23 protein-coding genes are annotated in these 25793 nt (G+C 69.7%); 14 read left to right on the top strand and 9 right to left on the bottom strand.

The window, feature by feature from the left end; genetic code table 11:
- Positions 1–10: 10 nt before the first annotated feature.
- From ACWDNU_RS30805 to ACWDNU_RS30785, 5 genes are read left to right on the top strand one after another with little or no spacing between them, the layout of a single operon-like run.
- Positions 11–1462: a sodium:solute symporter gene (locus ACWDNU_RS30805; protein WP_370938865.1), complete on the top strand. Its 1452-nt coding sequence runs from the start codon at positions 11–13 to the stop codon at positions 1460–1462.
- Positions 1459–2412: an agmatinase gene (speB, locus tag ACWDNU_RS30800; RefSeq protein ID WP_370938866.1), complete on the top strand. Its 954-nt coding sequence runs from the start codon at positions 1459–1461 to the stop codon at positions 2410–2412. Before ACWDNU_RS30805 ends, speB begins: the two co-directional genes overlap by 4 nt.
- A complete protein-coding gene (locus ACWDNU_RS30795) occupies positions 2409–4052 on the top strand; it encodes a thiamine pyrophosphate-binding protein (RefSeq protein WP_449671473.1) in 1644 nt (547 codons plus the stop codon). Before speB ends, ACWDNU_RS30795 begins: the two co-directional genes overlap by 4 nt.
- A complete protein-coding gene (locus ACWDNU_RS30790) occupies positions 4049–5455 on the top strand; it encodes an aminobutyraldehyde dehydrogenase (RefSeq protein ID WP_449671472.1) in 1407 nt (468 codons plus the stop codon). The genes ACWDNU_RS30795 and ACWDNU_RS30790 overlap by 4 nt, the downstream gene beginning before the upstream one ends.
- Positions 5455–6903, top strand: coding sequence for a purine-cytosine permease family protein (locus ACWDNU_RS30785; protein ID WP_449671471.1), 1449 nt, complete (start codon positions 5455–5457; stop codon positions 6901–6903). The genes ACWDNU_RS30790 and ACWDNU_RS30785 overlap by 1 nt, the downstream gene beginning before the upstream one ends.
- Here ACWDNU_RS30785 and ACWDNU_RS30780 read toward each other — a convergent pair.
- Complete coding sequence (locus ACWDNU_RS30780) at positions 6869–7732, bottom strand: LysR family transcriptional regulator (protein WP_370938870.1); 864 nt, start codon at positions 7730–7732, stop codon at positions 6869–6871. The two genes, ACWDNU_RS30785 and ACWDNU_RS30780, sit on opposite strands and share 35 nt — an antisense overlap.
- 55 nt (positions 7733–7787) lie before the next feature.
- Complete coding sequence (locus ACWDNU_RS30775) at positions 7788–8414, bottom strand: cupin domain-containing protein (protein WP_449671470.1); 627 nt, start codon at positions 8412–8414, stop codon at positions 7788–7790.
- A gap of 186 nt (positions 8415–8600) precedes the next feature.
- Between ACWDNU_RS30775 and ACWDNU_RS30770 the strand changes: the two genes are divergently transcribed.
- Positions 8601–9227, top strand: a complete 627-nt coding sequence (locus tag ACWDNU_RS30770; protein ID WP_449671469.1) for a hypothetical protein — start codon at positions 8601–8603, stop codon at positions 9225–9227.
- A 311-nt stretch (positions 9228–9538) separates the two neighbouring features.
- On the opposite strand, the gene dxs is transcribed toward ACWDNU_RS30770, so the two are convergent.
- On the bottom strand, positions 9539–11455 hold the full coding sequence (gene dxs / locus ACWDNU_RS30765; RefSeq protein WP_344267534.1) for a 1-deoxy-D-xylulose-5-phosphate synthase: 1917 nt from the start codon (positions 11453–11455) through the stop codon (positions 9539–9541).
- Positions 11456–11664: 209 nt separating this feature from the next.
- Here dxs and ACWDNU_RS30760 point away from each other — a divergent pair, with 209 nt between their 5' ends.
- From ACWDNU_RS30760 to ACWDNU_RS30745, 4 genes are all read left to right on the top strand, one after another.
- Positions 11665–13134, top strand: a complete 1470-nt coding sequence (locus ACWDNU_RS30760; RefSeq protein WP_449671468.1) for an aldehyde dehydrogenase family protein — start codon at positions 11665–11667, stop codon at positions 13132–13134.
- A gap of 31 nt (positions 13135–13165) precedes the next feature.
- Positions 13166–14692: an APC family permease gene (locus tag ACWDNU_RS30755; RefSeq protein ID WP_370938874.1), complete on the top strand. Its 1527-nt coding sequence runs from the start codon at positions 13166–13168 to the stop codon at positions 14690–14692.
- Positions 14689–16242, top strand: coding sequence for a GMC family oxidoreductase (locus ACWDNU_RS30750; RefSeq protein WP_449671467.1), 1554 nt, complete (start codon positions 14689–14691; stop codon positions 16240–16242). Before ACWDNU_RS30755 ends, ACWDNU_RS30750 begins: the two co-directional genes overlap by 4 nt.
- Positions 16243–16709: 467 nt before the next feature.
- Positions 16710–17129: a hypothetical protein gene (locus ACWDNU_RS30745; RefSeq protein ID WP_449671466.1), complete on the top strand. Its 420-nt coding sequence runs from the start codon at positions 16710–16712 to the stop codon at positions 17127–17129.
- A gap of 1 nt (position 17130) precedes the next feature.
- Here ACWDNU_RS30745 and ACWDNU_RS30740 read toward each other — a convergent pair whose 3' ends face one another.
- Together ACWDNU_RS30740 and ACWDNU_RS30735 are read right to left on the bottom strand one after the other, a co-directional pair.
- Positions 17131–18321 carry a class I SAM-dependent RNA methyltransferase gene (locus ACWDNU_RS30740; protein ID WP_370938877.1) on the bottom strand — a complete coding sequence of 397 codons (1191 nt, stop codon included), beginning with the start codon at positions 18319–18321 and terminating at the stop codon, positions 17131–17133.
- Positions 18318–20366 (bottom strand): APC family permease, encoded by a 2049-nt coding sequence (locus tag ACWDNU_RS30735; RefSeq protein WP_370938878.1) that lies wholly within the window; start codon positions 20364–20366, stop codon positions 18318–18320. Before ACWDNU_RS30735 ends, ACWDNU_RS30740 begins: the two co-directional genes overlap by 4 nt.
- A gap of 96 nt (positions 20367–20462) precedes the next feature.
- Here ACWDNU_RS30735 and ACWDNU_RS30730 point away from each other — a divergent pair, with 96 nt between their 5' ends.
- A complete protein-coding gene (locus ACWDNU_RS30730) occupies positions 20463–21128 on the top strand; it encodes a potassium channel family protein (protein WP_354750456.1) in 666 nt (221 codons plus the stop codon).
- Entirely contained in the window at positions 21128–21784 is a 657-nt protein-coding gene (locus ACWDNU_RS30725; protein WP_344267550.1) for a potassium channel family protein, read from the top strand. Before ACWDNU_RS30730 ends, ACWDNU_RS30725 begins: the two co-directional genes overlap by 1 nt.
- Before the next feature lie 55 nt (positions 21785–21839).
- On the opposite strand, the gene ACWDNU_RS30720 is transcribed toward ACWDNU_RS30725, so the two are convergent.
- Both ACWDNU_RS30720 and ACWDNU_RS30715 read right to left on the bottom strand, forming a co-directional pair.
- On the bottom strand, positions 21840–22508 hold the full coding sequence (locus ACWDNU_RS30720; protein ID WP_370940514.1) for a DUF3159 domain-containing protein: 669 nt from the start codon (positions 22506–22508) through the stop codon (positions 21840–21842).
- An 87-nt stretch (positions 22509–22595) separates the two neighbouring features.
- Positions 22596–22976: an OB-fold nucleic acid binding domain-containing protein gene (locus ACWDNU_RS30715; protein WP_009075573.1), complete on the bottom strand. Its 381-nt coding sequence runs from the start codon at positions 22974–22976 to the stop codon at positions 22596–22598.
- Positions 22977–23080: 104 nt separating this feature from the next.
- On the opposite strand from ACWDNU_RS30715, the gene ACWDNU_RS30710 reads away from it, so the two are divergent.
- Positions 23081–23800: an alpha/beta hydrolase gene (locus tag ACWDNU_RS30710; RefSeq protein ID WP_370938879.1), complete on the top strand. Its 720-nt coding sequence runs from the start codon at positions 23081–23083 to the stop codon at positions 23798–23800.
- 73 nt (positions 23801–23873) lie between these two features.
- Here ACWDNU_RS30710 and ACWDNU_RS30705 read toward each other — a convergent pair whose 3' ends face one another.
- Positions 23874–24536: a DUF3710 domain-containing protein gene (locus ACWDNU_RS30705; protein ID WP_449671465.1), complete on the bottom strand. Its 663-nt coding sequence runs from the start codon at positions 24534–24536 to the stop codon at positions 23874–23876.
- Positions 24536–25039 (bottom strand): dUTP diphosphatase, encoded by a 504-nt coding sequence (dut, locus tag ACWDNU_RS30700; RefSeq protein ID WP_370938881.1) that lies wholly within the window; start codon positions 25037–25039, stop codon positions 24536–24538. Before dut ends, ACWDNU_RS30705 begins: the two co-directional genes overlap by 1 nt.
- Before the next feature lie 24 nt (positions 25040–25063).
- Between dut and ACWDNU_RS30695 the strand changes: the two genes are divergently transcribed.
- The gene (locus ACWDNU_RS30695; protein ID WP_449671464.1) at positions 25064–25552 is read left to right on the top strand and encodes a DUF3093 domain-containing protein; all 489 of its coding nucleotides are present in this window, start codon (positions 25064–25066) and stop codon (positions 25550–25552) included.
- The last annotated feature ends 241 nt before the right edge of the window (positions 25553–25793 follow it).

The following is a 25793-nucleotide window of genomic DNA, read 5'->3' as shown; positions in this document are numbered from 1 at the left end:
AGGAGGACCCGTGGGCGGCGACTATGCGGTGATCGCGCTGTACATCGCGGGCATGATCGGGGTCGGCTGGATCGGCCTCCGGCTGGCCAAGACCAAATCCGATTACCTGGTCGCCGGACGGCGGCTCGGCTGGTTCATGTACTCCGGCACGATGTCGGCCGTCGTGCTCGGCGGCGCGTCGACCGTCGGCGGCGTGAAGCTCGGCTACACCTACGGCATCTCCGGCGCGTGGCTGGTGATCACGATCGGCGTCGGAATCCTCGTGCTGCACGCGGTTTTCGCGCGGCGGCTGGTGAAACTGCGCGTCTACACCGTCGGCGAGATGCTCGACCTGCGCTACGGCGGCCGCGCGAGCGCGGTGTCCGGCGTGGTGATGTGGGGCTACACGCTGATGCTCACGGTCACCTCGACGCTGGCGTTCGCGTCGATCTTCAAGGTGCTGTTCTCGATCCCCAGCTGGGCCGGGATCGCCATCGGCGGGTCGATCGTGGTGCTGTACTCGGTGCTCGGCGGCATGTGGTCGATCACGCTGACCGACATCGCGCAGTTCGTGATCAAGACGATCGGCATCCTGTTCGTGCTGCTGCCGGTCGCGCTCGTCTCGGCGGGCGGCTTCAGCGGGATGGCCGAGAAGCTGGACGCGTCGTACTTCGAGTTCACCTCCATCGGCGGCGAGACGATCCTGACCTACTTCCTGATCTACACCTTCGGGTTGCTGATCGGACAGGACATCTGGCAGCGCGTGTTCACCGCGCGCACCCCGCGCGTCGCGACCGGCGGCGGCGTCATCTCCGGCGTCTACTGCCTCGTCTACGGCATCGCGGGCGCGCTGATCGGTACGGCGGCGAAGGTGCTGTACCCGGACCTCGGCAGCGCGCAGGACGCCTTCGCCACCATCGCCGAACGGCTGCTTCCCACCGGCGTACGCGGTCTCGTGCTCGCCGCGGCGCTCTCGGCGCTGATGTCGACTTCGAGCGGCGCGCTGATCGCGTGCGCCACCACGACGACTTCGGACCTGTTCCGCAAGATCGGCCTTAAGAGTGGCGAGGTCTTGCGTAACCGAGTGACGACACTTGTGCTGGGCATCGTGGCCATCGGTATCGCAATGCTCGTGGACGACGTCGTCAACGCGCTCACCATCGCTTACGACATCCTCGTCGGCGGCCTGCTCGTCACGATCATCGGCGCGCTGTTCTGGAAGCGCGGTACTCGCGAAGGCGCGTACGCGTCGATGGTGGCCGGGACGGTGTCTGTCATCGCCTTCATGATCATCGACGGGGTCGCGGCCAACAGCCCGATCTATTGGGGCCTCGGCGTCAGCCTTGTCGTGTACATCGGCGTCAGCCTCGCGACACCGCGTACGCCGGACAGCATTCTTTCCGTGTGGACACAACGTCTCCACGGCTCCGAAGCCGCTGAAGATCTCAGCGCATCCGAAACCCGACAGGAGTTGACCCAGTGAGTGAACAGCGTCCGGTCGGCCCGCTCGACTCGTCGCAGATCCCGCGTTTCGCCGGCTTCGCGACCTTCGCGCGGCTGCCGCGGATCGACGAAGTGCCGAGCGCTGACGTAGCCGTGGTCGGCGTGCCGTTCGACTCTGGCGTGTCCTACCGCCCCGGCGCGCGGTTCGGTCCTTCGGCGCTCCGCGAGGCGAGCCGGCTGCTGCGGCCGTATCACCCGGCTCTGGACGTTTCGCCGTTCGCCGAGAAGCAGGTCGTCGACGCCGGCGACATCGCGGTCAACCCGTTCCACATCGGCGAAGCGATCGAGAAGCTGCAGCAGGAAGCCGAAGCGCTTACTGCGGGCGAGACGAAGCTGGTGACTGTCGGCGGTGACCACACCATCGCGCTCCCGCTGCTGCGCGCCGCCGCGAAGAAGCACGGTCCCGTTGCGCTGCTTCACTTCGACGCTCACCTTGACACCTGGGACACCTACTTCGGCGAGCCGTACACGCACGGCACGCCGTTCCGTCGCGCGGTCGAAGAAGGCATCCTCGACACGAGCGCCGTGTCGCACGTGGGCACGCGCGGCCCGCTGTACGGCAAGCGCGACCTCGAAGAGGACCGTCGCCTCGGCTTCGGCATCGTCACCTCCGGCGACGTACTACGCCGCGGCATCGACGAGACCGTGGACGCGCTTCGCCAGCGCATCGGCGACCGTCCGCTGTACGTGTCCGTCGACATCGACGTGCTCGACCCCGCGCACGCGCCCGGCACCGGCACCCCCGAGGCGGGCGGCATGACCAGCCGCGAACTGCTGGAGATCCTGCGCGGCCTGCGCGGGCTCAACCTGGTCGGCGCGGACGTCGTGGAATTGGCCCCGGCCTACGACCACGCCGAAATCACCGCTGTCGCCGCTTCGCACGTCGCCTACGACCTGGTCAGCCTGCTGGCGCTGGGACGCGACGCATGACCCGGATCGGCGGCGACGTTGTCGTAGAGACGCTGCGGGCGCTCGGTGCGGACACCGTGTTCGGCCTGCCCGGACAGCACGCGCTCGGCCTGTTCGAAGCGCTGCGCCGGGCGGATGACCTGCGCGTGGTCAGCTCGCGGGTGGAGAACAATCTCGCCTTCGCCGCGGACGGTCACGCGCGCGCCCGGCTCGCCGCCGATCCGCACGGCCCGGTGCCGGTCACGCCGATGATCGTGTCGACCGGCCCCGGCGCGCTGCTCACGCTGGCGTCGCTGCAGGAATCGCGCGCGGCTTCGGTCCCGGTGCTCGGCATCTCCAGCCAGATCCCGGTCGCCGGGCTCGGCGGCGGACGGCACGGCTACCTGCACGAATTGCCGGATCAGCAGGCCAGCTTCCGCGATGTCGTGAAGTCGGTGCACGTGGTCCGGTCGATCAGCCAGATCCCGACTGCGCTGCGCGAGGCGTGGGAATCCGCCGCGACCGCGCCGTACGGGCCGGTGTGGGTGGAAATCCCGCAGGACGTGCTGCTCGCCCCGGCGAACCTGCCGGAACTGACCAGCGTGACCGCCGCTCCGACACCGCTCGAACCGTTGCCGGAACTGGTGGCCGAGGCGGCGAAACTCCTTGACGCAGCGAAGAATCCGGTGATTCTGGCCGGTGGCGGCGCGCTGCGTTCGGGGGCGCACGACGAACTGCGTCAGCTCGCCGAAACCCTGCGCGCGCCGGTGGTGTCGACGTTCGGCGGCAAGGGCGTTTTCGCCTGGGACCACGAGCTGTCCGCGCAATCGTGGATGGAAGACTGGCACACCACGGAATTCCTCTCCGCCGCCGACGTCCTGCTGGTGCTCGGCTCCGGGCTCGGCGAGCTGTCCAGCAACTACCGCGAGTTCGCGCCGCGCGGCCAGGTCGTGCAGGTGGAAGCGGATCTCGGGAAACTGGAGTCGAACTATCCCGCGCTCGCGCTGCACGCCGACGTCCGGCACACCCTCCGCGCGCTGCTGGAGCAGCTCACTCCGCGTACTCCGGACGGCCGCGCCGAAGCGGCGGCGAAGGACCTGATCGCCCGGGTTCAGTCCAGGTTGGACAGTCAGCCGCTCGATGCGGAGCGGAAGCTGCTCGACGACGTCCGCGCCGCGCTCCCCGAAGGCACGCAAACGTTCTGGGACATGACAATCGCGGCCTACTGGGCGTGGTCGGTGTGGAATCCGGACGGCGCGCCGATTCACACCGCGCAAGGTGCGGGCGGTCTCGGCTACGGCCTGCCGGGCGCGCTCGGTGCTGCCGCGGCAGGCGTGCGGTCGCTGGCGGTGTCCGGCGACGGCGGCGCGATGTACGGCCTCGCCGAGCTGGCCACCGCGGTGCAGCACCAGCTCGACGTGACCTGGCTGATCGTCGACGACGGCGGCTACGGCATCCTGCGCGAATACCTCACCGGCGCGTTCGGCCAGACCACCGCGACCGAACTGCCGCGCCCGAATTTCGTCGCGCTGGCCGAGTCGTTCGGCATCTCCGCCCGAAAGACCACTGTGGACACTGTCCGCGCCGACCTCGCCGACGCGCTGCGCTCCCCCGGACCGTCCGTCGTCGTGCTTCCCGCGCTGCTGAAGATGTTCGCCCCAACCCACTTGGAGCACTCGTGACCCACATCCGCAACTTCGTCGGCGGCGCTTTGGTCGACATGCCCGACACCGAGGCGACTCTCGAACTGACCAACCCGGCCACCGGCAAGGTCTTCGGCACCAGCGTCCTTTCCGGACGGAACGAGATCGACCTCGCGATGGAGTCGGCGGCGCGCGCGTTCCAGTCGTGGCGGCGGAGCACGCCCGCGCAGCGCCAGGAAGCCCTGCTCAAGATCGCCGACGCGCTGGAAGCCCGCGCGGAGGAATTCGCCGACGCCGAGGTCCGCGAGACCGGCAAGGTCCGCTCGGTCATGCTGGACGAGGAAATCCCGGAGTGCGTCAGCACCCTGCGGTTCTTCGCCGGCGCGGCGCGGCAGCTCGAAGGCACCGGCGCGGGCGAGTACCTGGCCGGGCACACGTCGGTGATCCGCCGCGAGCCGATCGGCGTGTGCGCGCAGATCGCGCCGTGGAACTACCCGCTGATGATGGCCGTGTGGAAGATCGGCCCGGCGCTCGCCGCGGGCAACACCGTGGTGCTCAAGCCCGCGGAAACCACGCCGTCCACCGCCGTGCTGCTGGCCGAAACCGCGGCCGAATTCCTGCCGCCGGGCGTGTTCAACGTCCTGTGCGGCGACCGCGAAACCGGCCGCGCGCTGGTCCGGCATCCGAACACCGACCTGGTGTCCATCACCGGCTCGACGCGCGCCGGCATCGACGTGGCCACCGTCGCCGCGGCCGACCTCAAGCGCACCCACCTGGAGCTGGGCGGCAACGCTCCCCTGCTGGTCTTCCCGGACACCGACGTCGCCGACACCGCCGAGCGGATCGCCGACGCCGCGTTCTACAACGCCGGGCAGGACTGCACCGCGGGCAGCCGCGTGTTGGTGCACCAAAGCATCCACGACGAATTCGTTGCCGCGCTGACGAAAACGGCCGCCACCCGCCGTCCGGACGTCGACTACGGCCCGCTCAACAGCCGCGCCCAGCTCGACCGCGTGCTCGGCCTGCTGGAGCGGCTGCCGTCGCACGCCCGCGTCGAAACCGGCGGCACCGCGCCCGGACCGGGCTTCCAGCTCGCGCCGACCGTCGTGTCCGGCCTCCGTCAGGACGACGAGCTGGTTCAGGAAGAAGTCTTCGCGCCGGTGATCACCGTCCAGTCGTTCGCCGACGAGACGGAGGCGCTGGAGCTGGCCAACGGCGTCCCGTACGGCCTGGCTTCCTCGGTCTGGACGAACGACGTCGCCCGCGTCGCCCGGGTGTCGCGCGATCTCGATTTCGGCTGCGTGTGGGTGAATACGCACGGCCCGCTGACCGCCGAGATGCCGCACGGCGGGTTCGGCCACTCCGGGCACGGCAAGGACCTCTCGGCGTATTCGTTCGCCGAGTACACCCGCGTCAAGCACGTGATGACGAGGTTCGAGTAATGAGCGACAAGGTCACCGAGGTCGAACAGCACGGCATCGCGCCGATCCCGGTCGCCGAGCAGACGTCCCGGCCGCGCGACCTGTTCCGGCTCGCGTTCGGCGGAGCCAACACGTTCGCCACGATCATCCTCGGCACGCTGCCGATCGCGTACGGGCTGAGCTTCTGGGCGGCCCTCGCGGCAACCGTCGTGGGCGTGGTGCTCGGCGCGCTCGTGCTGTCCCCGATGGCTCTGTTCGGCCCGATCACCCGCACCAACAACGCGGTTTCGTCCGGCGCGCACTTCGGCGTGGTCGGCCGGTGCGTCGGCTCGTTCCTGTCGCTGCTCACCGCGATCACCTTCTTCGCGATCTCAGTGTGGGTGAGCGGCGACGCGGTAGCCGGTGCGGCACAACGGCTTTTCGGCATCGACGGCGGCCCCGTCCTGCGCGCGGTCGCGTACGGCGTGATCGCGATCGCCGTCCTCGTCGTGTGCATTTACGGCTACCGCTTCATGCTGCTGGTCAACCGCGTCGCGGTAACCCTGGGCACGCTCATCATGCTGGTCGGGATTTTCGCCTACGGCAGCTCGTTCGACCCGTCGTTCACCGGCAGCGGCAACTTCGCGCTCGGCACGTTCTGGCCGACGTGGATCCTCGCCGTGCTGACCGTGATGGCGAACCCGATCTCGTTCGGCGCGTTCCTCGGCGACTGGTCGCGCTACATCCCCGCGACCCACTCTCGCCGCTCGCTGCTGGCCGCGCCGTTCCTCGCCCAACTCGCGACCCTGCTGCCGTTCGGCTTCGGCATCGCGACCGCGACGCTGGTCGCCGACCCGGCCGACTACGTGACCGGCCTGACCGCGATTTCCCCGCTCTGGTACGCGATCCCGCTGATCGTGGTCGCCCTGATCGGCGGATTGTCCACCGGCACCACCGCGTTGTACGGCACCGGTCTGGACTTCAGCTCGATCTTCCCGCGCCTGTCCCGGGTTCGGGCGACGCTGCTGATCGGGACGCTGAGCGTGTTGTTCATCTTCGTCGGCAATTTCGTGCTCGACATGGTGTCCAGCATCAACGCGTTCGCGACGCTGATCGTGCTGTGCACGTCGCCGTGGATGGTCATCATGATGATCGGCTACGTGCAACGCCGCGGCTACTACGACCCGGCCGACCTGCAGGTGTTCAACGAGGGCCGCACCGGCGGCCGGTACTGGTTCCACCGCGGCGTCAACTGGCGCGCGATGGCGGCCTGGATTCCGGCTACCGCACTGGGTCTGCTGTGTGCGAATACGCCGATGATCACCGGCCCGCTGGCCGGGATCGCGGGCGGAGTGGACATCAGCCTGGTGGTGACGCTGTGCACGGCGGCGGTGGCGTATCCGGTGCTGGTGAAGGTGTTTCCGGAGCCTCGGGAGGTCTTCGGGCCTTCTGCGGCTACCCCAGCGGAAGCGGTGGCTGCCGAAGCGTGAGCGGCGGGCGGCTCCACTGGGCGGACAGGATCGTGTCCGCCAGCGCCGCTGCCGACCCTCGCGCCGTTCCCCGGTGGCTCAGCACGAACGTCACCGATCCCGGATCGGGCAGCCCCGCGATCGGGACCAGCCCGTCCGGGACCACGGACGCCGCGAACAACCCGACGCCAAGCCCGGCTTCGAGCGCGACCCGCAGGCCGTTGAGCCGTTCGCTCACGCAGCCGATCCGCCACTGGACACCGTTGCGGCGCAACGCGTTCAGCGCACGAGCCCGGGTGACGCTCGGCTCCGGGTAAAGGACCAGCGGCAAGGGTTCGCCCGGGAGCAACTCCAGCCCGGGCGAACCCACCCACACGAGCGGATCCCGCCGCACGCCCTGCCCGGAGTCGCGCTTGGCGAGCACCAGGTCGAGGTCCCCGTCGGCGAGCCGGGAATGCAGCACCTCGCTCAATTCGACCGACAGTTCGAGGTCGATCCCCGGATGCGCGCCGCGGAACCGGCCGAGGACGTCCGCGGCGTGGCCGAGCAGGAAGTCTTCGCACACCCCGAACCGGACCCGCCCGCGCGGGCCCGGCCGGGAGAAGTAGCGCAGTGCGCGGTCCTGCTGATCGAGAATGCCGCGAGCGAACCCGGTCATCGTCTCGCCGTCGCCGGTGAGCCGCACGCTGTGCGTGTCGCGCTCGAACAGCACACTGCCGAGCGCCGTCTCGAGGCGGCGGACGTGCTGGCTCACCGTCGACTGCCCGAGATCCAGCCTGCGGGCGGCTTCGGAGAACCCGCCCGCCTCGGCCACGGCGAGAAAAGTGCGCAGCAGCACCGGATCGATCACTACTCCGGAGTACCACTCTCGGTGCGCGACCGTGTACCAGGTGTGGGCACTGCCACTACCGGCGCCGGGTGATCACCACCGGCTTGAGGTCCTTGGGGATCGCGGCGAACGCGGACACCGGAACCCCGAACGAGGCGGCGAGAATCTCGCGCGGCAGCGAGTTGAGCGTCCCGACGATGCCGATGTCGTCGTTCGGCTCCCCGGTGCTGGTGTTGAACATGACGAGCACGTCCAGGCCTTCGGTGGTGCTGGAATTCGCGAAATAGTGGAAGAATCCCTGCGGCGCGAAGACGAGTTCCCCGGCTTTCGCGCTGAACACTTCATTGTGGTAACTGCCGTCCTCGTGCGTGCCGAGAATGCTCCAGTCCGCCTTGCCGGAAATGATGTAGTTCAACTCCCACGCGGACGGGTGCCAGTGCGGTTCGCGCACCCCGCCCGGGTCGAGGTGCACGAGATACACCGAACCCTGCTGACCAGCCAACACCGGAAAGTTCTTCTCGTGGGCTCCGCGCAACGTCCCGCCGTCGTGGACGGCCGGCGCGGATTTGGCGAGCGGGAAAACGTACGGCTGCTTCGCTGAAGTCGCCGTGCTCGCTTGCGCGGCCCCAGTCACTCCCAGCGCGGTCGCCGCAGCGATTCCCGCACCCGCTCCGAGCGCACCCCGCCTGCTGATTTCCGACATTCTTTCCGCCTTTCCCAGAAACCGAGGAAGATCTGCCGCCGTTGATTCTTCCGAGAACGGGAAAAACGGAAAGCGCCTGGCGCGGATCACTGCTATCGCGCACCGCGATGAGCAAACGCGGTACAAGCGCGGGGCGGCTGTGGGACGATCTCGTTCCCCGAAACCCCCTGTCCTGGAGGCGATTTCGTGACGTTCGCAGTCGGCATCTTCGACCTGTTCAGCTTCGCCGTCCCCGGAGCGGTCCAACTGTCGCTGCTGGTCTACGTGCTCGACCGCCTCGGCGTGCTGCACGTCGCCGCACTGGCTACCGCCCCGAGCGTGCTGCTGGTCGCCGGCGCCGTGGTGGCCAGCTACCTGCTCGGACACCTCTTCCACCCGCTGGCCGCGCAACTGGACCGGCTTCGCCCACGGCCGGACGCGGAGGAGGCCCGGCAAGCGTTCGTCGCCCGGGTTCCGCAGGCGCGCGACCGCGCTTACGTCCGGGCCGACCCCGCGTTGCTCGTCGCGGCAGTCGAACTGCACGAAAAGGACACCGGCGGAGAGATCGTCCGGATGCGCGCGCAGTCGGTCATGCTGCGCAACATCGCCTTCGCCTTCACGCTGGCCGCGGTCGTCGCGCTCGTTCAGACCGCGACCGGTCCGCATCGGGTGGTCGCCGCCGGGGCCGCTGCGCTCTCGCTGGTGGGCGCAGTCGGGGCGTTGGGCAGCGCGCGGAAGGTCTGGCACATGTCCCGGCTGAAGACGCTGGAGATCTGCTATTGGATCCCGGACATCGACGAGACGTTCGCCGCCGAAACCCCGGCGGAGGGCTAGCGGTTCCGGCAAGCGCCGGGGTGGGGAGACGCGCGGAAGCTGGAAAAGGCGGGTCCCCGTTCCGGAAACCCGCCAGTCAAGCGCTCAGGCGCGAGGGATTCTTCCGCCCGGCCGAGTCCGCTCTGCTCGGGCTCGGGCTCGGGCTCGGGCTCGGGCTCGGGCTCGGGCTCGGGCTCGGGACATCGTCTGCTCGGCCGACCCCGCTCAAGCGCGAGACATGCTTCGCCCGCCCACACCGCTCAAGCATGAGACTTCAGCGGCCGCGCGCACCGCCAGGCCGCGCGGCATCCTTCGCCCAGCCCGCCCGCCGACTAGGCGCGCGGCTTCTCCCCCGCGGTCTCCTCCACATCGGAGCCCAGCCGCCCCGAGGCCCACTCCGTGATCCGGCGGGCCACGTCCTGGGCGGTCAGGCCGATCCGGTCCAGCACCTCGGCCCGGGTTCCGTGGTCGTGGAACGCCTGCGGCACCGCGAGATCGCGCAGCGGGACGTCGCATTCGGCATCCCGCAGCACCGCCGCCAGGGCTGAGCCGAAACCGCCGTGGCGGCCGCTGTCCTCGACTGTCACTACGAGTTTGTGCTGTTCCGCCAAGGCGACCAGTTCCGCTGGCACCGGGACCACCCAGCGCGGGTCTGCGACTGTCACGCCGATTCCCTGGTCCGCCAGGCGATCTGCGGCCGACAGTGCCAGCTGCGCGAACGGACCCACCGCGACGAGCAGTACATCTGTCGAGCCTGAGGGGCGACGCAGCAGATCGACTGTGCCGATCCGCTCCACCGCGGGCACATCCGGGCCAACGCTGCCCTTCGAGAACCGCAGGGCGGTCGGGCCGTCTTGGACCGCGACTGCTTCGCGCAGTTCCTCGCGCAGGGTTCCCGGGTCGCGCGGCGCGGCCACGCGCATGCCCGGCACCATGCCCAGCAGCGACAGGTCCCACATGCCGTGGTGGCTCGGTCCGTCCGGACCGGTGATGCCGGCGCGGTCCAGGACGAACGTCACCGGCTGGCGGTGCAATGCGACGTCCATCAGCACCTGGTCGAACGCCCGGTTCAGGAACGTCGAGTACAGCGCGACGACCGGATGACAACCGCCCATCGCGAGGCCCGCCGCGGACGTCACCGCGTGCTGTTCGGCGATGCCGACGTCGAACCAGCGGTCCGGGAAGCGCTCGGAGAACTTCTCCAGCCCGGTCGAGCGCAGCATCGCGGCGGTGATCGCCACGACGTCCTCGCGCTCCTCGCCGATTTTCGCCAGCTCGTCGCCGAACACGCCGGTCCAGCTCGGGCCCTTCACCGGCGGCAGGCCGGTCTCCGGGTCGATCGGGTCGGTCTGGTGCATCTGGTCGGCCTGGTGGTTCACCGCGGGCGCGTAGCCGTGGCCCTTCTCGGTGACGACGTGCACGATCACCGAACCGCCGAAGGCCCGTGCGCTCTGGAACGCCTTCTCCAGCGCGACCAGGTCGTGGCCGTCGACCGGGCCGAGGTACTTCAGGCCGAGGTCGGAGAACATCACCTGCGGGCTCAGCGCGTCCTTGATGCCCGCCTTGGCCGCGTGCAGCGCCGCGTAGATCGGCTTGCCCACCACCGGGGTGCTGCGCAGCAGCTCGCGCCCGCCGTCCAGCAGCCGCTCGTAGCCGGGCTGCAGCCGCAGCGACGCCAGGTGATCGGCCATCCCGCCGATGGTCGGCGAGTACGACCGGCCGTTGTCGTTGACCACGATCACGACCGGGCGGTCCTTGCGCCCGGCGATGTTGTTGAGCGCTTCCCAGCACATGCCGCCGGTGAGCGCGCCGTCGCCGACCACCGCGATCGCGTGCCTGCGCGGGCCGCCGGACAGCTCGAACGCCTTCGCCATTCCGTCCACATAGGACAGTGCGGTGGACGCGTGGCTGTTCTCCACCAGGTCGTGCTCGCTCTCGCCGCGGCACGGGTACCCGGTGGGCCCGCCCTGCTGGCGGAGCAGGTCGAAGTCGACGTGCCGCCCGGTGACGATCTTGTGCACGTACGCCTGGTGCCCGACGTCCCACACGATCGCGTCGCGCGGCGAGTCGAACACCCGGTGCAGCGCCAGGGTCAGCTCGACGACGCCCAGGTTGGGGCCGAGGTGCCCGCCGCTGCGGCGGACCTTGTCCACGAGGAAGTCCCTGATCTCGGCCGCCAGCTCCCCGAGGTCCTCGACGCTCATGCGCTTCAGGTCCGCCGGTCCGTGCACCGAGTCCAGCATGGTCACCGCTCCACCCCGTCCGTTTCTTCCTCCGCCGGTTCCGGCCAGTCTACGGACGGCCGCCACCTCGGTCCGGCCGCCCGCGTCCCGGATCACAGCTCCGGCTCGAACGCAACTCCACGAGCGGGGAAGATCACCAGCCCGGTCAGTCAAGTCGCGGTCACCGCGAGTGGCCGTGATAATCCCGGACGGACCCCCGAGCTCGAGAGGACCCCATGGCGGACTTGTACATCGGCGGCGAATGGGTGGACGCGCGCGCAGGCGGGCGACGCGAGATCCGGTGTCCCGCGGACGGCAGCCTGGTCGCCGAAGTCGCCGAGGCGACCGCGGAAGACACCGAAGCCGCCATCGCCGCGGCGCGCCGCGCGTTCGACACCGGCCCGTGGCCCGGCACCCCGGCCGGCGAGCGCGGCAACTTGCTGCTGCGCGCGGCCGACCTGCTCGACCGCGACGCGGAGGAATTCGCCCGCGCCGAATCGCTCGACACCGGCAAACGCCTGGTCGAGAGCCGTTACGACATGAGCGACATCGCGGCTTGCCTGCGTTACTTCGGCAAACTCGCGGGCAACGACGCGGGCCGCGTCGTGGACACCGGCAGCGCGGATTCGTTCAGCCGGATCGTGCACGAACCGGTCGGCGTATGCGGGCTCATCACCCCGTGGAACTACCCGCTGCTGCAGACAGTGTGGAAGATCGCCCCGGCGCTGGCGGCGGGCAACACGTTCGTGCTCAAGCCGAGCGAGCTGACGCCGCACACCTCGATCCTGTTCATGCGGCTGCTCGCCGAGGCCGGGCTGCCCGGCGGCGTCGCGAACCTGGTGCTGGGCGCGGGCCCGGCGGCCGGAGCCCCGCTGTCGGAGCACCCCGACGTCGACCTCGTGTCGTTCACCGGCGGACTGGCCACCGGACGGGTGATCGCGGCGAACGCGGCGGCGACGGTGAAGAAGGTCGCACTCGAACTCGGCGGCAAGAACCCGAACGTCGTGTTCGCCGACGCGGACTTCGAGACCGCCGTCGACTACGCGCTCACCGCAGTGTTCCTGCACTCCGGGCAGGTTTGCTCGGCCGGTGCGCGGCTGATCGTCCAACGGGAATGGCACGACGAGTTCGTCGACCAACTGGTGCGCCGCGCGGAGCGGATCCGCCTCGGCGGGCCGTTTGACGAGAACGCCGAGACCGGTCCGCTCATCTCCGCCGCGCATCGCGAAAAGGTGGAGCGTTACGTCGCGACCGCCATCGAGGAGGGCGCGGTGCTGCGCACCGGCGGCAAGCGTCCGGACGACCCGGCGCTGCAGGACGGCTTCTACTACCTGCCGACGATCCTCGACAACGTCAAGCAGGGCAGCACCGCGGTCGTCGAGGAATCCTTCGGCCCGGTGCTGACCGTGGAGACGTTCACCGACGAGGACGACGCCGTCCGCATCGCCAACGACACCCACTACGGCCTCGCCGGCGGCGTGTTCACCCAGGACGCCGCCCGCGCCCAGCGCGTGGCGAACCGGCTCCGGCACGGCACGGTGTGGATCAACGACTACCACCCGTACCTGCCGCAGGCCGAATGGGGCGGCTACAAGCAGTCCGGCTTCGGCCGCGAACTCGGCCCGACCGGGCTGGCGGAATACACCGAGGTCAAGCACATCCACCAGAACCTGAAGCCCGGTCCCCAGCACTGGTTCTCCGGCTGATCCCCCTCCCCCACCGAAAGGAACAGTGCCCTTGAGCGACACCGGCGATCGCGAACTCGGCGAATTCGGCTACACCAACCAGCTCAAGAGAACGCTCGGCAGTTTCCACACCTTCGCTGCCGGCATCAGCTACATCTCGGTGCTGACCGGGGTGTTCCAGCTGTCCTACCTCGGTCTCTCCGAGGGCGGCCCGGCCTACTGGTGGTCCTGGCCCGCGGTGTTCGTCGGACAGCTGATGGTGGCTCTCTGCTTCGCCGAACTGGCCGCGCAGTACCCGGTCGCCGGGTCGGTCTACAACTGGGCGAAGAAGCTCAGCAACCCGCACATCGCGTGGATGGCCGGCTGGATGATGCTGCTGGCCTCGATCGTCTCGATCTCCGCGACCGCGCTCGCCTACCAGCGGACGCTGCCGCAGATCACGTCGTTCTTCCAGTTCATCGGCGACGGAACGGGCACCAGCGACGCGGCCAACGGCGTGCTGCTGGCCACCGTGCTGATCGTGTTCACGACGCTGGTCAACGCGTTCGGCGTGAAGCTGATGGCCCGGATCAACAGCGCGGGCGTGTTCGTGGAACTGCTGTTCGCGGTGCTGCTGGTGGTGTTCCTGGCGTTCCACTTCGTCCGCGGCCCGTCGGTGGTGACCGAGACGAACGGCACCGAGGCCGGGCATTCGTCGGGCTACCTGGGCGCGTTCCTGATCGCCGGCATCGCCTCCTCGTATGTGATGTACGGCTTCGACACGGCCGCCTCGCTCGGCGAGGAATCGCTGAACCCGCACCGCAACGCGCCGAAGGCGATCCTGCGCGCGCTGGTGGCCTCCTTCGTGCTGGGCGGGCTGATCATCCTGTTCGCGCTCATGGCCGTGGGCAACATCCACGCGCCGGAACTCGGCACCGTCGGCCTGCAGTACGTGCTCACCGACGCGCTCGGCCCGGCCATCGGACGCGTGTTCCTGTTCGTCGTGTTCATCGCGATCACCGTGTGCGTGCTGGCGGTGCACACCGCGGCGATCCGGATCGCGTTCGCGATGGCACGGGACAACGCGCTGCCCGGCGGCCGGAAACTGGCGCGGGTCAACAAAACGACCGGCACCCCGGTGCTGCCCGCGATCGTGATCGGCGTGCTCGCGGTCGCGCTGCTGGTGCTGAACATCAACTCCACGCAGATCTTCTCGGCCGTCACCAGCCTCGCGATCATCCTGATCTACCTGTCCTACCTCCTCGTGACCGTGCCCATGCTGGTCCGCAGGCTGCGCGGACGCTGGCCGCGCGAGGGCGCCCCGGAAGGCCGGTTCTCCCTCGGCCGCTGGGGCCTTCCGGTGAACGTGCTCGCGGTGCTGTGGGGCGGCGCGATGACGATCAACCTGGCCTGGCCCCGCAACGAGATCTACAACGCGTCCCCGCCCTACCACTGGTATCTGCAGTGGATTTCGGTGCTGTTCGTCGGCGTCTTCGCGGCCGGCGGCTTCGCCTATTACTGGTTCGTGCAACGGCACAAGGTCGGGGTGCTGGCGGACCACGCCGCCGCCCCCGCGCCCGACGAGGAGGTTTCCCGGTGAGCACAAGCGAGTTCGACTACGTGGTGGTCGGCGGCGGCACGGCAGGATCGGTAGTGGCGGCCCGGCTGTCCGAGGATCCGGACGTGACGGTCTGCCTCCTCGAAGCCGGACCGTCCGACACGGACGTGCCGGAGGTGCTGGAACTGACCCAGTGGATGGGCCTGCTCGAATCCGGCTACGACTGGGACTACCTGGTGGAGCCGCAGGAAGCGGGCAACTCCTACCTGCGCCAGGCCCGCGCCAAGGTGCTCGGCGGCTGCTCGTCGCACAACTCGTGCATCGCGTTCTGGGCCCCGGCCGAGGACCTCGACGAATGGGCCTCGATGGGTCTGCCCGGCTGGTCCGCCGCCGACGTTTTCCCGCTGTACAAGCGGTTGGAGACCAACGACGGACCCGGCGAGCACCACGGCCGCTCCGGTCCGGTGACCATCCGGTCGGTCCCGCCCCGCGACCCGGCGGGCGCGGCGCTGCTGTCCGCGTGCGACCAGGCGGGCATCCCGACGACGGAGTTCAACTCCGGCAAGACGGTCACCCACGGCGCGAACTGGTTCCAGATCAACGCCCGCGAGGACGGCACCCGGTCCTCGGCATCGGTGTCCTATCTGCACCCGGTCATGGGCAAGCGGCCGAACCTGGAGATCCGCACCGGCGCGCGGGCGAAGCGGCTGCTGTTCGACGGCCGCCGCTGCACCGGCGTCGAGGTGCTGGACCCGGACCTGATCCACCACAGCACGATCACCGCGCGCCGCGAGGTCGTGGTCAGCTCCGGCGCGATCGACACGCCGAAACTGCTGATGCTGTCCGGCATCGGGCCCGCCGAGCACCTGCGCGAGGTCGGCGTCGAGGTGCTCGTGGACTCGCCGGGCGTCGGCTCGAACCTCGAGGACCACCCCGAGGGCCTGGTGATGTGGGACGCCCTGCAGCCGATGGTCACCGAATCCACGCAGTGGTGGGAAATCGGCATCTTCACCATGACCGAGGACGGCCTTGACCGCCCGGACCTGATGTTCCACTACGGTTCGGTCCCGTTCGACATGAACACCGTCCGGCACGGCTACCCGACGACGGAGAACGGCTTCTGCCTCACGCCGAACGTGACGCGCAGCCGATCGCGGGGCACCGTGCGGCTGCGCACGCGCGACTTCCGCGACAAGCCCCGCGTCGACCCGCGCTACTTCACCGACGAGTACGACATGCGCGTGATGACCTACGGCGTGAAGCTCGCCCGCGAGATCGCCGCCCAGCCCGCTCTCGACGAGTGGGCCGGCGTGGAACTCGCGCCGGGCCGGGACTGCAAGACCGACGACGAGATCGCCGACTACCTGCGCAAAACGCACAACACCGTGTACCACCCGGCGTGCACGGCCCGGATGGGCGCGGAGGGCGACCCGGAGGCGGTGCTGGACGAGCGGCTGCGCGTCCGCGGCGTCGAGGGCCTGCGGGTGGCCGACGCTTCGGTGATGCCGTTCCTCGTCACGGTGAACCCGTGCATCACGACGATGGCGATCGGCGAGAAGTGCGCGGACATGCTCAAGGAAGACCGGAGCTGACCGTCGGGCGGGTGGTCGTGTCCCAGCGGGCACAGCCACCCGCTCGCTTCGGCTGACGGGATCGGTAAGCCCGCCGGATCTCAGCCGGGTGACGGCCCGTCGTCGGCCCGTCACCAGAGCACCTGCCGCTGACCGCACTTCGCGCAGAATCATGTCCCACCCCTCGCTTCGTCCTCCGGCCGTTCCCGGAGAGCGCACCTCCTCGATGCACATAAGGTCAGTCGCCAGCGAGCGAGCCAAGGTTCTCGAGTAACCGAACCGTTACCAAAAGTCACCATCCCAACGCGGACAAGGCCCTGCGCGGGGTGCGGATTTCGTTGCGGGACAAGCAATCGAACGGCCGGCCGAGGTCGAGCGCAGCTGTGGCCTTAAGCCGGGGCAGGTTCTCGCGCAGTCATCCGGTCGGCACCGCATAGCCGGGTGAGAACGCGAACCGAAGAAACCGCGGCAGACGTAGACTTCCTTGTGTGGCAGGCAATCGGGCGCTCGCGTTGGCAGGGGCGACCGCCGCGGTGGGCGGCGGCGTCGGGCTGGCCTTGCCGACCGCGCACTACCTGCCGTCGCAGCTGCCGCTGGGCGCGCTGGAACCCGACCTGGACCTCGGCCTCCGGCTGGCCTGCGCCGGGGCGCTGGCGCTCGCGTTCGCGCTGGCGGTCCTGACCCTGCGCCGACACCGAGCCGAACCCCTGGCCTTCACTACTCTGACCGGGATCGCGGTAGCCGGAATCCTCCTGCGCTACCTCGTGATCACGATCCCCGGCGCGAACCGGCTGACCCCGGCCGCCGCTGTACAGCCGGCGGCCGGGGCGTGGGTCCTGCTCGCCTCCGGCCTGGTCCTGGCCGCGACCGGACTCGCCGCGGCGGCTGCCGCCCAGCGAGCCCGATAAGTCACTGCAGCAGCGCGACGCACTCCACGTGGTGCGTCATCGGGAACGCGTCGAACGCCCGCAGATCCGTCAGCGAATACCCGTGCTCGGAGAAGAACTGCACGTCCCGCGCCAACGCCGCCGGGTCGCAGGCCACGTAGACGATCCGGTCCGGCTCACCGGCCGCGATCGCGTTGACGACCTCCCGGCCGGCCCCCTTGCGCGGCGGGTCGAGCACCACGACGTCGACCGGCGTCGGTGCGTCCCCGATGAGGTGTTCCACGCGTCCGGAACGCCAGCTGACCTGCGGCAGGTCGGAGAGATTGCGCTCGCCGTCGGTCACCGCTCGCCGACCGGATTCGATCGCCAGCACCTGTCCGTCCGGGCCGACCTGCTCGGCCAGCACCGAGGCGAACAGCCCGACCCCGGCGTACAGATCCCACGCGACCCCGCCGCGCGGTGCGTCCGCCCATTCCCGCACGAGCTCCGCCAGCGTGTCCGCGGCGCGCGGGTGGACCTGCCAGAAGCCGTGCGCGTCGAACCGCCAGTCCCGTCCGGCCGCGTGCTGGATCGCCATGCCGCCGGACAGCTGCTTGCCCTGCGTGCGCCCGCGCACCGTGACGAGTTCGCGCAGGTGGAGGTGGTTGTCGCCGTCGCTGGTCGTTTCCAGTTCGACGCCCGGCCGCCACCGCTTGCTCAGCGCGGCGTCGAGCGAGCCCGGCACCGCGATCGGGCAGTCGTCGATCGGGATGACGCGGTGGCTGTGGTGCGCGCGCAGCCCGGCCCGGCCGTCCTGTCCGGCGACCAGCCGCACCCGGCTGCGCCAGCCGAGCGGGTTGTCGTCGAGCGCTTCCACGACCACCTCGCGGGTGATCCCGGCAAGCCGCTGCAGCTGTTCGGCCACCACCGCGGCCTTCAGTTCACGCTGATAGGCCGGTTCGGCGTGCTGCCAGTCGCAACCTCCGCAACCGCCCGGCGCGGCGAGCGGGCACGGCGGCGTCACCCGATGTTCGGACCCGCTGAGCACCTCGATCGCGTCGGCCCGGCAGAACGAACCGCCCTTGTCTTCAGTCACTTCCGCCCGGACGCGTTCACCGGGCAACGCGTGCCGCACGAACAGCACTCGTCCGTCCACACGCGACACGCAGTGCCCGCCGTGCGCGACCGGACCTACTTCCAGTTCCAGTACGCGGCCTAGCCAGCTGTCGCTCATTCTGATGATTCCTTTGTCGCAGGGGCTGGCTTCTTGGCGTCCGCCGGTCGAACGGTGCCGGGGGTGAACCCGCGCCGGACGTCACCGGCGGAGGGGCGGGCCTTGCGCATCCGCGCGGCCGCCTTCTGCGACGACTCCAGCTGCCACGGCACGCTCGCCACGACCACGCCCGGCTGGAACAGCAACCGTCCCTTGAGCCGCAACGCACTCTGGTTGTGCAGGACCTGCTCCCACCAATGCCCCACGACGTACTCGGGAATGAACACGGTGACGACGTCGCGCGGGTTGGCGCCGCGGACGCGCTTCACGTAATCCAGTACCGGCTTCGTGATTTCCCGGTACGGCGATTCGACGACCTTCAGCGGCACCTTGAATTTGTGCGCTTCCCATTCCTGGGTCAGCGCGCGGGTGTCGGCGTCGTCCACGTTGACCGTGACCGCCTCGAGGACGTCCGGACGCATCGCCTTGGCGTAGGCCAGCGCGCGCAGCGTCGGCCGGTGCAGCTTGGACACCAGCACGATCGCGTGGTTGCGCGAGGGCAGCACGGTCGGCGCTTCGCCCATGTCCTTGAGCTCTTCCGACACCCGGTCGTAGTGCTTCCGGATCGCCGTCATCAGCGCGAAAATCGCCACCATCGCGGCGATCGCGATCCACGCGCCGAGCAGGAACTTGGTGATCAGCACGATCACCAGCACGACGCCGGTCATGGTCAGGCCGACCGCGTTCACCGTCTGCGAACGGCGCATCCGCCGCCGCGCCGCCGGGTCGGTCTCCTTGGCCAGCAACCGGTTCCAGTGCCGGATCATGCCCGCCTGGCTCACCGTGAACGACACGAACACGCCCACGATGTACAGCTGGATCAGCCGGGTGACCTCCGCGTCGAACGCGATGATCAGCACGAGCGCGAAGATCGCGAGGAACAGGATGCCGTTGGAGAACGCCAGCCGGTCGCCGCGGGTGTGCAGCTGCCGCGGCAGGTAGCGGTCCTGGGCGAGGATCGAGCCGAGCACCGGGAAGCCGTTGAACGCGGTGTTCGCGGCCAGCAGCAGGATGATGCCGGTGGAGAACGAGATGTAGTAGAACGCGGGCGGGAAGCTCTCGAACACCGCGTGCGCGATCTGCGCGACGATCGTCTTCTGCTCGTAGCCCGGAGGCGCCCCGGCCAGCTGCCGCGCCGGGTCCTCGGCGAAGTTCACCTTCGTGACGACCGCGAGCGTGATGATCCCGACGAGCATGGTCACCGCGAGCACGCCCATCAGCAGCAGCGTGGTGGCCGCGTTCTTCGACTTCGGCTTGCGGAACGCGGGAACGCCGTTGCTGATCGCCTCGACCCCGGTCAGCGCCGCCGCGCCGGACGAGAACGACCGCAGGATCAGGAACACGAACGCCACGCCCGCCCAGCTGCCTTCCTCGTGCAGCGTGAAGCCCGCGCTCTCGGCACGCATCTCGGTGCCGGTGAAGGTCTGGAACAGCCCCCAGACGACCATGATCAGGATGCCGGCGATGAAGCCGTAAGTGGGAATGGCGAACGCTTTGCCCGATTCGCGCACGCCGCGGAGATTGAGCGCGGTCAGCACGGCGACGATCGCCACGGCGGTGATCACCTTGTGGTTGGCCACCCACGGGATCGCCGAGCCGATGTTGGCGACACCGGACGAAGTGGACACCGCGACGGTCAGCACGTAGTCGACCAGCAGCGCGCTCGCCACGGTCAGGCCGAACTTCCCGCCGAGGTTGGTGGTCGCCACCTCGTAGTCGCCGCCGCCGCTCGGATACGCGTGCACGTTCTGCCGGTACGACGCCACGACGACGAGCATGACCAGCGCGACCGCGATGCCGATCCAGGGCGCGAAGGCGTACGCGGACAGGCCGGCGACGCTCAGCGTCAGGAAGATCTCCTCCGGCGCGTACGCCACGCTGGACAGCGCGTCGGAGGCGAAAATGGGCAGCGCGATGCGCTTGGGCAACAGAGTGTGGGAGAGACGGTCGCTGCGGAACGGACGCCCTAGGACCAGCCGCTTCAGCACTGTCGGGAACTTCGACACCACGAGAGCGTAACCGGGTCACCGCAAGGTAGGTTCGGCGCTGGTGTCCGAGGGTACCTCCGGACGTTATCCCCACCCCCTTCGAGGAGGCTAAGCGTGCACGTGGTGATCATGGGATGCGGCCGCGTCGGCGCGTCTCTGGCCGCGGCGCTGGAGCGGCTCGGCCACGACGTGGCCGTCATCGACAAGAACCAGCAGGCGTTCCGCAGGCTGGGCAGCGACTTCCACGGCCAGCAGGTCGTCGGGGCGGGTTTCGACCGCCGGGTGCTCGTCGAAGCCGGGATCGAGCGAGCGGGCGCCTTCGCGGCCGTGTCGAGCGGCGACAATTCGAACATCATCTCCGCGCGGGTCGCGCGCGAGAACTTCGGCATCGAGCACGTGGTCGCACGGATCTACGACCACAAGCGCGCCGCGGTGTACGAGCGGCTGGGCATCCCGACCGTCGCGACCGTGCCGTGGACGACCGACCGGTTCCTGCGCACCCTGCTGCCCGACGGCGTCGCCTCCGCGTGGCGCGATCCGTCCGGCAACGTCGCGCTGCTGCAGCTGCCGCTGCACGAGGGCTGGGTCGGCCGCAGCGTGCGCGAGCTGCAGGAGACCACCGGCGCGCGGGTGGCGTTCATGATGCGGTTCGGCACCCCGGTGCTGCCGGACGCGAAGACCGTCGTGCAGGCCGACGACGACGTGTGGGTGGCGGCGCGGTCGGGCACCGTCGGAGACGTGACGAGCCTGGCCGCTCGCGCCCCCGAGGAGGAGAACTGATGCGGGTCGCGATCGCGGGCGCGGGAGCCGTCGGGCAGTCCATCGCCGCCGAGCTCATCGACGGCAACCACCAGGTGATGCTGATCGAGCGCGACGCCGACCAGTTCGAGCCGGAATCCGTTCCGCAGGCCGACTGGGTGCTGGGCGACGCGTGCGAGGTGTCGATCCTCGAGGAGTCCGGCATCGAGCGCTGCGACGTGGTGATCGCGGCGAGCGGCGACGACAAGGCGAACCTCGTGGTGTCGCTGCTGGCGAAGACGGAGTTCGCGGTGCGCCGCGTGGTGGCGCGGGTGAACAACCCGGCCAACGAATGGCTGTTCACCGACGCGTGGGGCGTCGACGTGGCCGTGTCGACCCCGCGGATGCTCGCCGCGATGGTCGAGGAGGCGGTGAGCGTCGGCGATCTGGTGCGGCTCATGACGTTCCGGCAGGGGCAGGCGAACCTGGTGGAACTCACCCTGCCGGAGGAGACGCCGCTCGCGGGCAAGCCGGTGAGCGAGCTGGCGCTGCCGCGCGACGCGGCGCTGGTGACCATCCTGCGCGGCGACCGGGTGATCGTGCCGCAGCCGGAGGACCCGCTGGAGGCGGGCGACGAGCTGCTGTTCGTCGCGACCTCGGACGTCGAACCGGAGATCCGCTCGGCGCTCGGCTACTGAGACATACGAAAGAGGGGCGGGCCCGCGATGGGCCCGCCCCTTTTCGTATGTCGGATCAGGTCTCCGGAGTCGGCGCCTGCGCGTACTTCTCCCGCAGCCGCGCCTCCACCTGCGCGTCGGTTTCCGGCTCCGGCTCTTCCTCGGCGAGGGCCTTCAGCCGCTTGTCGGAGCGGCGCACCGCCCACACGACCACCAGCAGCCCGATCGCGTACAGCGGGTAGCCCATCGCGATCTTGGCGAACGCGAGCCAGCCGGTCTGGTTTCCGTCGTACAGCCACCGCTGCACCACGAACCGGGCGGCGAAGATGACGGCCATCGCGAGCGTCGCGACGTCGTAGCCGTAGCGGGACGGCTTGTCCTTGCGCCAGGCGGTGCCGTTGCCGTTGAGCGCGTTCCAGACGACGCCCGCCAGCGGCCAGCGCACCGCCACCGAGATGACGAACACGGCGCAGTAGGCGAGGCTTGCCCAGATGCCGAAGAGGAAGAACCCCTTCGCGGAGCCGGTGCGGAACGCGATGAACGCCGCGATCGCGACGCCGAAGAACCCCGAGATGGCCGGCTGCAGCGGCTCCTTGCGCACGACGCGCAGGACGGTGATCGCCACCGCGCTGCCGATCGAGCCCCAGATCGCCGCGGTGAGCCCGAAGATCGCGTTCAGCAGGACGAAGACGATGACCGGCACCGAGGAATAGAACAGGCCGGAAACCCCGCCCATCTGCTCCATCAGCGTCGGCTGCCGCTCTTCGTCGCCCCCGTTTCCGGGCGCGTCCTTCTCGTCGCGGGGAGCAGCGGGTTCAGTCACGAGCGTTGATCACCCTACCGGGCTCTGGAGTTCGTAATACGGGTTGTAGAGCACCTTCTGCCCGTCCCGTTCGGCCATCCGGCCGCGGACCTTGACGGTGCGGCCGGGCTCGATGCCGGGAATCCGGCGCCTGCCCAGCCAGATTAGCGTCACGCCCTGCGTGCCGTCGAACAGCTCCGCCTGCAGCGAGGCGGGCCCGTCGGTCGGCGACAGCTCGACGCTGCGCAGCCTGCCGAGCACCGTCACCTCTTCGCCGGACCGGCAGTCACAGGCGCGCTGCGCGCCTTCGGCACCCGACCTCTCGGACATCTCGTCGGCGTCGAGGTCCTCGACGTCGCTGGTCAGCTTGCGAACCAACCGGCTGAAGTAGCCGCCGTCCTTGGCGGACATGGTGTGCTCCTGTGCTCCGGGGCCCCCGACTTCGTTCGGCCCGTGCGTGTTCCAGCGTAGCTGTGGTCCCAGTCAGGGAAACGGGTTTGGGGCAAGATCGCAACGTGACGTCCGCAATCCATCTCCCGGCCGCTGTCCTGCTGCCCGGTACCGGCTCTGACGAGGTCTTCGTGCGCTCGGTGTTCGAGGGGCCGCTGGCCGCGCTGGGAGTGCCGCTGATCACCCCCGCGCCGGTCGCCGGGGCCGGTCTCGCGGAGGGGTTTTTGGCGGAGCTGGACGGTCTCGCTGACCGGTACGGGACGGTGCTGGTGGGCGGGATTTCGTTCGGGGCGCATCTCGCGGCGGAGTGGGCGGTGGCGAATCCCGGGCGTTGCGGGGGGCTGCTGGCGGCTCTCCCGGCCTGGAACGGGGAATCCGGATCAGCACCCGCGGCGATCGCTGCGACGGTCACAGCGGATCTGGTGGCTGATGCGGGGGTGGAAGGTGCGCTGGCGTCGGCGGTCGCGGGGAGTCCGGGATGGCTTGGGGAAGAGTTGGGGCGGGCTTGGCGCCGGCATGGGGAGGGACTGGAGGCCGGGTTGAGGGTTGCGGCCGGGCGGGCCGCGCCGACGTTGGCGGAGTTGCGGGGCGTGGGGGTCCCGGCTGGGGTCGGCGGGTGTGCGGATGATCCGGTTCATCCCGCGGAGGTGGCGCGGGAGTGGGCCGGGGCATTGCCTCGGGGCGGTTACGGGGAGACGTCTCTCGCCGCGGTCGGGCGGGATCGGGAGGCGTTGGGGAGGGCGACGGTTTTGGCGTTTTTGCGGGGGTTGCGGAAGACCCCTTGAGGAATCGCGGGTCGTGACAGAGGCCCTCACGGAACGCTGTCCGTGAGGGCCTCCTGTGAAACTCGGGCTGGGGTCAGCCTTGCTGCTCCGCGATGTGCTGGGCGACCGCGTCGGGGAGGGTGATGGGGAGCGGGGTGCGCACCGGCATCGGCGAGTTGCCGCGGTCGACGATGGTGCGGCGCACGATCGCTCGCAGCACTTCGGGGGCCTGCGAGGCCGTCGACTGCGGGCCGGCGATCACGCCGCGCAGCATCCAGCGCGGGCCGTCAACTCCGACGAAGCGCAGCGCCACGTCGCCGACGATCGCGGACAGTTCCATGCCCCATTCGCCTCGGCCGACGTTGACCTTCGCACCGTCCGCGCGCAACTGGTCGGCCAGTTCGTTGCTGACCTCGCGCCACAGGCCGCCGGATTTCGGGGCCGCGTAGGCGCTGACGGTGATCTGCCCGACTTCCGTCACGACGTGCACCGCTCGCACGCCGCCTTCCTCCGGGTCCATTTCGACCTGCACCTGCGAGCCGTCCGGCACCGGTACGCGCACTGAGCCCAGGTCGATGCGCGGGATGCCGTCTTCTTCCGCTTCGGTGGCGTCGAACGGACCGTCGGTCGTTTCCGACAGCTGGTCCTCGGGTTCGAGCGCGTCGTCGCCGTCGGCTTCGGCGCTTTCGCCGCGCTGGGAAGCGACGCCCCCGGTCTCGTCGTCGCCGGACCGGCGCTTGCGTCCGAAAATCCCCACTATCGTTCCGTTCCTTCCCCGGTGCCCGCGCCGGTGTCTCCGGCGCCGGGTGCCAGTGTGGCGTGCCCGCCGGTCGAGCCGTAACCTCCCGCGCCGCGTTCGGTCTCCTCGAGTCCGGCGACCTCGACGAATTCCGCGTGCTCCACGCGCTGGATCACCAGCTGCGCGATCCGGTCGCCGCGCGCCAGCACGATTTTCTCGCGCGGGTCGTGATTGACGAGGCAGACTTTGATCTCGCCGCGGTAGCCCGAGTCGATCGTGCCGGGAGTGTTGACCACCGACAATCCGACGCGCGCCGCGAGCCCCGAGCGAGGGTGCACGAACCCGGCGTACCCGGAAGGCAGCGCGATCGCGACCCCGGTGCCGACGACCCCGCGCTCGCCGGGTCCGAGCACGATATCCGAGGTGGTGACGAGATCGGCCCCGGCGTCGCCGGGCCGGGCATAGGCGGGCGGCGGGACTTCGGGGTCGAGCCGCTGGAGGAGGACCTGAACGCTGGACACGGGCGGCGAGACTACCCTTGATGCGTGGCTGACCGCGTGAACACCGCCGCGACGGGCGTCGTCGCACACTCCGAACGGCTCTACCTCCCATGGTGGGGCTGGCCGTTGCCGATGGCCGGCGCGATCCTGCTGGGCGTCGAAGTCCACCTCGGCTACCCCTCGATCCCGATGTGGATCCCGCTCGCGATCGCCGTGCCCGTCATGGCCGCGCTGCTGCTCTCGCTGGGCCGGGCAAAAGTCAAGATCACGGCCGGAGACGACCCCGAACTCTGGCTCGGCGACGCCCACCTGCCGCTGCGCTACGTCGGCGAAATCACCGTCGTGGAAAAAGACGCGAAACGCCACGCCCTGGGCCGCGACGCCGACCCCGCCGCCTTCGTCATGCACCGCGGCTGGGTAGGCCCCGCAGTCCGAATCACCCTGACAGACCCCGAGGACCCCACCCCGTACTGGCTGTTCAGCACCCGCAAACCAAAGCGAGTAGTAGAGCTGCTCAGCCACAACAACGCCTGACCTCCCGGCCCCAGGTACGTGAGGGGAACCCTGAGGGAATCAGATTCCCTCAGGGTTCCCCTCACGTACCTAAACCGCACCAGCGCACCCAACCAAGCACTCGCACGCCCCTAAACCGCACCAATGCACCCAACTATCGGGGCACCCACACCCCCCGCACCCCGATACGAAGCCAAAAACACGGCGCGGGGGTGCTTGTCAAGGCAATGGGCGGCGGGCGACCGCGAGGGCGCGGCGACCG

The sequence above is a fragment of the Amycolatopsis sp. NPDC003676 genome (genome assembly GCF_053587275.1).
Note: the sequence above shows the minus strand (reverse complement) of the source record. Positions and strands in the feature narration are given on the sequence as shown.

Coding starts and splice junctions, on each gene's coding strand:
- ACWDNU_RS30785 (WP_449671471.1), top strand. CDS start 5,455: ATGAGCGACAAGGTCACCGAGGTCGAACAGCACGGCATCGCGCCGATC.
- ACWDNU_RS30775 (WP_449671470.1), bottom strand. CDS start 8,414: ATGTCGGAAATCAGCAGGCGGGGTGCGCTCGGAGCGGGTGCGGGAATC.
- ACWDNU_RS30760 (WP_449671468.1), top strand. CDS start 11,665: ATGGCGGACTTGTACATCGGCGGCGAATGGGTGGACGCGCGCGCAGGC.
- ACWDNU_RS30725 (WP_344267550.1), top strand. CDS start 21,128: ATGCGGGTCGCGATCGCGGGCGCGGGAGCCGTCGGGCAGTCCATCGCC.
- ACWDNU_RS30715 (WP_009075573.1), bottom strand. CDS start 22,976: ATGTCCGCCAAGGACGGCGGCTACTTCAGCCGGTTGGTTCGCAAGCTG.
- ACWDNU_RS30795 (WP_449671473.1), top strand. CDS start 2,409: ATGACCCGGATCGGCGGCGACGTTGTCGTAGAGACGCTGCGGGCGCTC.
- ACWDNU_RS30740 (WP_370938877.1), bottom strand. CDS start 18,321: ATGAGCGACAGCTGGCTAGGCCGCGTACTGGAACTGGAAGTAGGTCCG.
- ACWDNU_RS30720 (WP_370940514.1), bottom strand. CDS start 22,508: ATGGAGCAGATGGGCGGGGTTTCCGGCCTGTTCTATTCCTCGGTGCCG.